The organism is Glaciimonas immobilis, assembly GCF_011947285.1.
GTDB lineage: Bacteria > Pseudomonadota > Gammaproteobacteria > Burkholderiales > Burkholderiaceae_D > Glaciimonas > Glaciimonas immobilis.
On sequence record NZ_JAAOZT010000011.1, the window covers coordinates 46,833 to 55,123 of the forward strand.

Annotated in this window: 6 protein-coding genes and 1 pseudogene; 3 read left to right on the forward strand and 4 right to left on the reverse strand. The window is 52.2% G+C overall.

The annotated features are described in order from the left end of the window. Positions 1-149: 149 nt before the first annotated feature. On the reverse strand, positions 150-2,702 hold the full coding sequence (locus HAV38_RS17090; protein ID WP_168056605.1) for a DNA internalization-related competence protein ComEC/Rec2: 2,553 nt from the start codon (positions 2,700-2,702) through the stop codon (positions 150-152). Then, positions 2,702-3,499: a TatD family hydrolase gene (locus HAV38_RS17095; RefSeq protein ID WP_168056606.1), complete on the reverse strand. Its 798-nt coding sequence runs from the start codon at positions 3,497-3,499 to the stop codon at positions 2,702-2,704. Before HAV38_RS17095 ends, HAV38_RS17090 begins: the two co-directional genes overlap by 1 nt. Before the next feature lie 365 nt (positions 3,500-3,864). Between HAV38_RS17095 and HAV38_RS17100 the strand changes: the two genes are divergently transcribed. After that, the gene (locus HAV38_RS17100; RefSeq protein WP_168056607.1) at positions 3,865-4,908 is read left to right on the forward strand and encodes a flavin reductase; all 1,044 of its coding nucleotides are present in this window, start codon (positions 3,865-3,867) and stop codon (positions 4,906-4,908) included. A 24-nt stretch (positions 4,909-4,932) separates the two neighbouring features. Here HAV38_RS17100 and HAV38_RS17105 read toward each other — a convergent pair whose 3' ends face one another. Both HAV38_RS17105 and HAV38_RS17110 read right to left on the reverse strand, forming a co-directional pair. Next, complete coding sequence (locus HAV38_RS17105; RefSeq protein ID WP_168056608.1) at positions 4,933-5,703, reverse strand: SDR family oxidoreductase; 771 nt, start codon at positions 5,701-5,703, stop codon at positions 4,933-4,935. Positions 5,704-5,728: 25 nt separating this feature from the next. Further along, entirely contained in the window at positions 5,729-6,028 is a 300-nt protein-coding gene (locus HAV38_RS17110) for a 4a-hydroxytetrahydrobiopterin dehydratase (RefSeq protein WP_184013434.1), read from the reverse strand. A gap of 260 nt (positions 6,029-6,288) precedes the next feature. Between HAV38_RS17110 and HAV38_RS17115 the strand changes: the two genes are divergently transcribed. Both HAV38_RS17115 and HAV38_RS17120 read left to right on the forward strand, forming a co-directional pair. Then, the gene (locus tag HAV38_RS17115; protein WP_168056609.1) at positions 6,289-6,753 is read left to right on the forward strand and encodes a YXWGXW repeat-containing protein; all 465 of its coding nucleotides are present in this window, start codon (positions 6,289-6,291) and stop codon (positions 6,751-6,753) included. A 510-nt stretch (positions 6,754-7,263) separates the two neighbouring features. Further along, a pseudogene (locus HAV38_RS17120) lies at positions 7,264-7,882 on the forward strand (trimeric intracellular cation channel family protein). The last annotated feature ends 409 nt before the right edge of the window (positions 7,883-8,291 follow it).

The window sequence follows — 8,291 nt, forward strand, 5'->3', positions numbered from 1 at the left end:
TTTGAGTAGTGCTGGCGGGTGAGCTCGGTGGTGTAGTTAATAGGATCATGGAGGAAATATAATGGCAAGTTCGAGTTCGAGCGGGACTTCGCGGACTCTATTAAAGCCCTAACCCGCAATTGTAACAAACCAAATTTTAGAGTTGACGCTCAACGGCCATACCAATAGCGCTTATGCTGCTGGCGATATTCCGTCGCCACCAGCGTGCCTCCAAAGTGTAAAAGTATCGCTCCCGAGTGATCATTTCTTAGATTTTGTACGTTCCGTTGCACATATCGTTCCCACACCTGCGCCTGCGGGTGATGAAAGCGGTTACGATAACCGACCTGAAAAATCGCAACGGAAGGATCGACTTCTTCCAAAAATTCACTGGTTGAAGAAGTCCCGCTGCCATGATGGGGGGCCAGCAGAACCGTGGACTTTAAGGAGCGTGCGCCGTCAATCAGGTCTGCGGCGTTTGCCCCATTACTTAAGACCAGTTGCCGCTCCTGCGCTTTCTCGATATCACCGGGTAACAGGATGGAATAATCACCATTAGTAATTTTAAGGGTGCAGCTCATGTTATTAGCTTTGGGTGGTTTTCGGTCCTTGCGCTGGCTATCTTTATAATTCGCCGCTGTCGGAAACAGCATTTCGAACTGCGCACCGTCCCAATTCCAGGATTGTCCATTCTCACAGCGCGTATGCTTGAGCGCCGCTGCAACAATCCGATGACTGGAGCGTAATGACGAAACCACGTGGCCAACCTCGACTGCCTTCATGACCGACAAAGCACCACCCGAATGATCGCTGTCGGAATGCGAAATTACCATTGTATCGATAGACGTGATACCACGTGCCTTGAGATACGGTACGATAATGCGACTTCCAGCGTCCGACTCGGGCGAATTATAAGGACCGGTGTCATACAGTAAACGATGCCGCGAGGTTTCGATCAATAACGCCATGCCTTGCCCCACATCAAACGCGGTAACGGTCATTTCACCTTCCGCGGGCTGCGTAGGCGAATTCAAAATCAAGGGCAGCCAGCCAATTAACGCCAACCAACGCAACGGCCAGCCGCGAGGTGCCAGCAACCACAGCGTAGCAATCATGGCGATTACAAACGCCCACAGCGGCGGCAATGGGGCCTGCCATACCGCCAGCGGAAAACTACTTAGCCATCCGAGAATCGATGCAAGCCATTCTACCAAGGTATGGGCGACCAGCAACACGCCTGTCGATAAGGGCGCAGGCAGCATGCTCCCGATTAATGCCAGCGGCGTCACTATTAGACCAATCAACGGAATGGCGATGGCATTTGCCAATGGACTGACCAGTGATATTTGGCCAAACAGCAATATTGTCAGGGGCACCAATCCGATGGTCACGACATATTGCGTATGTGCGCCTGCTTTTAAGGCCTCAAACCACGCTTTAGTCCACGTTGTCGGTATCGGCATTAGCGCGTCTGGATCGATCAATGACTTGGTGCGTCCAACGCTGGCGTATAAAATTGTGCCCACCGCACCGAAGGATAACCAGAATCCCGGCGAGAGCACCGCCCACGGATCGCGCACCAACACCGCCATTAATGCCATGCACAGGACGTGCGAAACGCTGGCAAGTCGTCCAGTCCAGAGTGCCAGCGCGACCATCAGCAACATGTAGAGCGTACGCTGGGCAGGCAAGCCGAAGCCCGCCAGCAGAACGTACAGCAATGCGGTGATTGCTCCTGCCAGCACTGCGGCTTTTTGGGCAGGCAAACGCAGCGGCAAAGCGCTACCGATAAAAAAAGAACGGCGCCACAGGGCCGACATAATTGCGGCAAATAAACCTGCGATCATTGTTATATGCAGCCCGGATATTGAAATCAGGTGCCCGACGCCAGTGCGGTTGAAGATTTGCCAGTCGCTTTGATCGACTGCACGCTGGTCTCCGATGACCAGTGCGATCAAGACCCCGACATATTTCTTCTCCGGCAACGCCGATAACATTCGTTGCCTTACCCAGCTTCGCACCGCTTCAATGCTGTGGCCGATAGTGAAAACAAAACGATTCAGTCGACGGTTATTTGGCAATGATTCAGGGAGGAAATCTGCGCCGCCGTTTGCAGTAATTATTGAGGATATTTTGTCGGCCCGCACATAACCGGTTGCGCGCAGATTCTGCTCAAGCAACCAAACTTCATAATCAAACCCGTGCGGGTTTGCATTGCCATGCGGTCGTTTTAAGCGAACGCTCAGTTGCCAGCGGGCGCCAGGTTCAATATGACCAATCGGGGTCTCGCTATCAAGCTGCGGCGCACCGGGTCGGCTAAATCCGCGATACCATGACAATGCCAATAGTGAGGGAATCGGCGGCACTTCGCCGTTTTGGGGCAAGACTTTTTCTACCGCGAAATTAAAGCGCACACCCTGCTCGAAATACGTCGGAAGACTTTCAACGGTGCCGATAACGGTCACGTCACGACCCTCCCACTTTACAGGCAATTCCTGCTGTAAATAATAATGCGCAAACAGTGCCGCCCAGCAAAAGCCCAGTAACGCTCCACATCCAGCTAATCCAGAAATTTTAACAAGACGATAGTCCAGTCGCCAGACCAATAAACCTGCAAGAGCCGCCGCTAGCAAAAGGATACCAACTAAAGAAAACGACGGTAGCTCGCCTTGCGTTTGTAAATAACCGACACCACCCAGAAAACCAAGAATAAAGCTGCGCACTAATTCAGGAGCGCCAGGCGCGGCAATGCTGTACGAGCGTTAGTTGTCGTGACCTCAGCGAGGTGTTGGAGCGGGATACCGCGCAGATCTGCCAGCACCGCTGCAATTTGTGGGATTTGTGCCGGTACGTTCTTTTGTGGATGCAACCACGCAGGCGACATATCGGGTGCGTCGGTCTCCAGCACCAACGCATCCAGCGGTAACTGCGCCGCCAGCCTTCGAATCTGCAAGGCCCGCATGAACGTCATTGCCCCGCCAAACCCAAGTTTAAAATTTAAGCCAATAAATGCCTGAGCCTGTTGAAAACTGCCGTTAAATGCATGGGCAATCCCGCCCGTCACCTTGATGCGTCGCAGATGTTTTAACACAATGTCCTGAGATCGCCGGACGTGCAGGAGAACCGGCAGATCAAACTCTCGTGCCAGTTTAAGTTGTTCCATATAAAAGTATTCTTGCTTCTCACGCAGCGCGCCTTCGCCCAGACCGGGAACGAAGAAGTCCAAACCTATTTCACCAATTGCGACAAATAAAGGATCTTTTAGCGCCAGAATGATCGCCTGTCTTAACGCAAGTAAATCCGCTTCCTTTGCATCTGGAACAAAAATGGGATGTATGCCAAGTGCATAAGTGCAATTTGGCTGCGCCGCCGCTATCGCTGCAACCCTGGCAAAATTGCCACGTTCAACCGCGGGAATCACAATCCAGGCGACGTCTTGCTGGGCTGCAGCGTCAGCATAACGCGCCTGATCGCCGCAAAATTCTGCGGCGTCTAGATGACAGTGCGTGTCTATCCACATGAATGCTTCCTATTTGCTCATCAAGAGGGTGAATTGCGGTGAAGCGAAGACATGGCTGAATTCGCAGATTAATATCGTAGCATGCGGTAATATCGTTAAACGGTATTACGGCTAAAGTTAAGGTTTTTCCTTATGTGACGTAGCTATTGCGACGCAGTTACGGACTTGATTAATGTGACCTAACGCCGGTCTCGCCGTTGTCACATTACGTTGTCGCCCCAAGCGTCACCTTTATTTATTTGCCAGGAAATATCCAATGCCTGCCGATGCCGACCAACGCATACTAATGCGTACTAACGTGGGCAACACGCCAGTTTCATGTCATACCTGATAACATGCTGTTCGAAGAAAACTTATTAAATCGAATGCTCACACAAGAACCCACTCCGTTAGCGTCTGCCGAAACACTGGTTCGGCTTTTCGACCAACAAGAATATCGCAGCGCTCTAGGGACGTTTACCACCGGCGTCACCATTGTCACAGCGTGCGGCCAAGGCACGATTGACGGCGCTGACGCAGAAAATCGCGTTGGGATTACCGCAAACAGCTTCAACTCGGTATCGCTAGACCCGCCGCTGGTCTTGTGGAGTCTGGCCAAATCGTCAAGTAGCGCGCCGGTATTCGAGCACGCTGAATATTGGGCGGTGCATATTTTGTCACACGATCAGGAGGCGCTGGCTAACCGTTTTGCCAAGCGTGGAATTGCTAAATTTGCAGGCTTAGAGACAGAAAAGGGACTTGGCGGCATTCCGCTGCTGCCGGCCTGCACTACCCGCATGCAATGCAAGACGGCCTATCGTTACGACGGCGGCGATCACATCATCATGGTCGGCGAGGTGATGCATTTTGATCACTCCGATCTCCCACCACTGGTGTATCAGCGCGGCAACTATGCCATCGCCACCCGTAAAGAACTGGCTGACGAAGCCGAAGCATTGATCAAGGCCACCACCGGTGCACGCATATTGAACACCAGCGCCATGAGCCATTTACTGGGAAGTGCCTATTTCCAGCTATACGGCAAACTCCGCGAATTTGGCGCTCAGCAAGGCCTGAACGACACGGAATTTTTTATCCTCAATACGCTTGCCGCCCGGGATGGACTAAGTATTGCCGAATTAAACCGCTTGTTTGCTTATGCCGGTCATTCACCATTAAGCATCGTGCTGGACGACCTGACAGCGCGTGGCTTGTTGCAGGTTGTGACTGATCATGGCGAAAAATTTGGCAACGGTTTGTTCTATCTAACAGCAATGGGCAAGCAACTGGCGCAAAAAATTGCCGAGGCCGGATCGGCGATTGAAGCAGATATGATGAAAAAAATGGGCACAGTCGACGCGATTGCTCTGCGTACTTTGTTGCGCCGCTTCATTAATATTCCCGGTGACACTCTTTCTTTAGACGAGTAAAGGGCATCCCGGAGCCTGTCGAATTTAAGGCGCGCGGTAAAGATTCACGACATCCCGCTCTACCCGCACCAGGTTTTGCCCGGCGTCCACCACAAACTCGGCACCGTTGAAGGACGGACGCGTCAGTAACAAAATAGCATCTGCAATATCACCCAGCGGCGCAACGTAACCCAACGGAGTGGAGCGCGCCGAGGAGAACTCAAAATCTGCCTGCGTCTGATCTCCGCTAGGCGTCATCAGTCCCGGATACAGCGCGTTCACCCGCAATACGTCACCGCCTGAGACCGCTAACATCGCGGTCATATTGCCGAGCGCTGCCTTAGCCACCGTGTAGCTAAAATCGTCAGGATGAAAATTTTCCCGGACCTTCTGATCGACTACGTTCACGACCACCCCTTGCTGACCACGTATTTTGGCCTGCTGATAAAAAGACTGGGTCAGCAATAATGGCGCACGACAATTAATCTGCCATGAACGCTCCAAGTCATTGAGAGCAAAGTCCGCCAGCGTGTCCGGAAAAAAAATAGCCGCGCAATTGACCAACACGTCGAGTCGTTCAAAAGTCGCGTAAGTGGTCGCCATCATGACCCCCAGTTCAGTGGGGTTGGCTAAATCGGCACGACACGCGATTGCACGATTGCCGGTTGCCTCAATCAGCGCAACGGTTTCCAGCGCCTCGGATTGGGAATTACCATAATGCACCACTACCGCATAACCGGCGCGTGCGAAGCGCTGGGCGATTACGCGACCGACGCGTTTGGCAGCGCCGGTTATCAATACTACAGGTTGCGTCATGGGGGTTCTTTTACGTTGTAAGTGGTTACGGTGCGCTCTTCACTGCAATACGATCCATAAATTGCGCCATCTGGAGGTCCCTTTCAGTGACCCCGTTTGCATCGTGCGTGGTGAGTAACACGACGACGCGATTATAAACATTGGACCATTCGGGATGATGATCGATTTTTTCCGCCAGCAAAGCGACCTGAGTCATAAACGCAAACGCAGCATTAAAATCGGCGAACGCAAATGTCTTTTGAATTGCATCGCGGTCAACTACAGCGGTCCAGCCGGTTAAACTGCGCAAGGCGCTATCGGTGCCGATCAGAGACGGTCGTGTCATAACAATTATCCGTGTATCAAAACTCAATTCTATCGCCAGAAAGGATTAAGCGGAGAAAAGCATGCATCTTTTCCTTTGGTTACGACAGATGGGTCCGCTCTTATCTTTGACAACCAAAAATATACCTCCCCAAAACACTGCATATCTCCGGATTGTGACGCAACGTATTTGAGAAGGAGATTTTGTAACGAGTTGAATCGTTGCTTGTGACAAATGTTTATAGAGGTATAGTTTGTGTATATTCAATTTTTAAGGCCATCATGAAACGCTTACTCTGTGCGGCATTGTTAGTCGCCCTTAGCTCTACCGCGATTATTTCAACGCAAGCGAATGCTCAGGTGGGCGTGAATATTATCATCGGCTCACAGCCTCCTCCCCCGCGCTATGAACGCCTTCCACCACGCCGGGCTGGCTATATCTGGGCGCCAGGTTACTGGAATTGGACCGGTGGTCATCATGTATGGCGCCAGGGATACTGGAACCGGGCACGCCCAGGCTATATATACCAGCGTCCTCGCTGGGAACAAGGTCGTCAGGGCTGGCAATTAAACCGCGGCGGCTGGCAGCACGGGCCGGGCGGGCGCGGTCGCCCGGACAATCGCGGCAACGGTCGTCCGCATTATGACAATCATCGCGGTGGTGGCGGTGATCATGGCGGCGAAAATCGCGGTGGCGGCGATGGTCATCGTGGCGGCGGAGGTGATCATCGTGGTGGCAATCACTAATTAAATCAGTGGCACTAAGTTCTGGGGATGGCATCAGTGGCCCTCCCGATTACTTGGTGAGACAAAAATCCTTCAGCGCGAAAGCGACGAGGGAATTTTTTGCACATCATAAAGCATCGAATTAATGCGCTCGTCGTTTTATACAACCACCACATCAAGTTATTTTCCTAAATTGAAGTGCAAAAGTAGCGATCTGATCGGTACGGTCAGCTATCGGCCTTTAAAACGTTCACGATGCGGGCGTGGTCTACGCTGTTTTAGCTTGACCAGCACCTCATAAAACACGCTGGAGAAGCCGCCAGCCGACACGAAGCTGCGGTCCTCTCGCGCCAGAACGCGGTTCGGTCTGATCTTTGCGCTTTCCGAAAAAAGTGACAGCCATCGCCCGTTACGTTATCTTTATGCCGCTGCATCTATCTTACAAGAAAGGCTAGACAACGAACTCCCCGAGCCGACCTGCAAGGGCGGTCCGATTTATGCTCCCTACCCTGCAAAGGAACACACTTGCTACTGCATTCCATCTACCTGATCGCAATCGTCGCCGAGGCCATGTCCGGTGCCATCATGGGCATGCGTCGCGACATGGATTTGTTCGGCATTTGCTTGATAGGGACCGTAACAGCGCTGGGGGGGTGGAACGGTGCGCGACGTATTACTCGGACATTACCCTCTCGGCTGGATTGCCAATCCAGAATACCTGTTGTTCACCATCGGTGCCGCCCTCGTTACGGCGATGGTAGCGCGCATACTGCATCACTTGCGCACCGTCTTTTTGGTCGTCGATGGATTGGGTCTGGTCGCCTTCACCGTGATCGGATGCGATGTTGCAATGTCTATCGGCATGTCCCCGGCAATTGTCGTCGTCGCTGGAATGATGACCGGTGTTTTTGGTGGCCTTTTACGGGATGTATTGTGCAACGAAATCCCATGGGTACTGCGGAAAGAACTATACGCGACCGTGTCGCTGCTAACCGGTGGCCTGTACGTCGGCTTACTGTGGTTTCAGGTCACGAACGAGATGGCAATGCTAATCGCTATCGGCGTGGGATTTTTGTTTCGTTTATTGGCTCTGCGGTTTCACTGGCGCTTGCCCGGTTTTAGCGGCGTTGGTATCCGTGGACTGGATTGAAGACACATCAGACACATGCTTCACGCCACGTAGGATCGGCTCGATCATCAATGACAGGGCCAATCTGAAGGTGCAGCTTATAGCAACGCACCTGCTTTGGCATTCCGCCGCCGACCGCATAACCCGTTGACTCTTGAGTATCCCGCTCGGTTCGCAAAGACCAGGATTATCCAATGTCAAAATATTAATAATGGTCGTACTTTTATAAACCGGTAAAACCGCTGCAAACCATCTCGTAGGCGAACCCGTCGTTCCGTTTGCCAAAACTGTATTCAATTCGCCACAAAATCGATTATCCAAAGCAAAAACCGTTGAGCAGCTAAGCTGTTCAACGGTTTCGACCTAATGGTTGCGGGGGCAGGATTTGAACCTACGACCTTCGGGTTATGAGCCCGACGAGCTGCCAGAC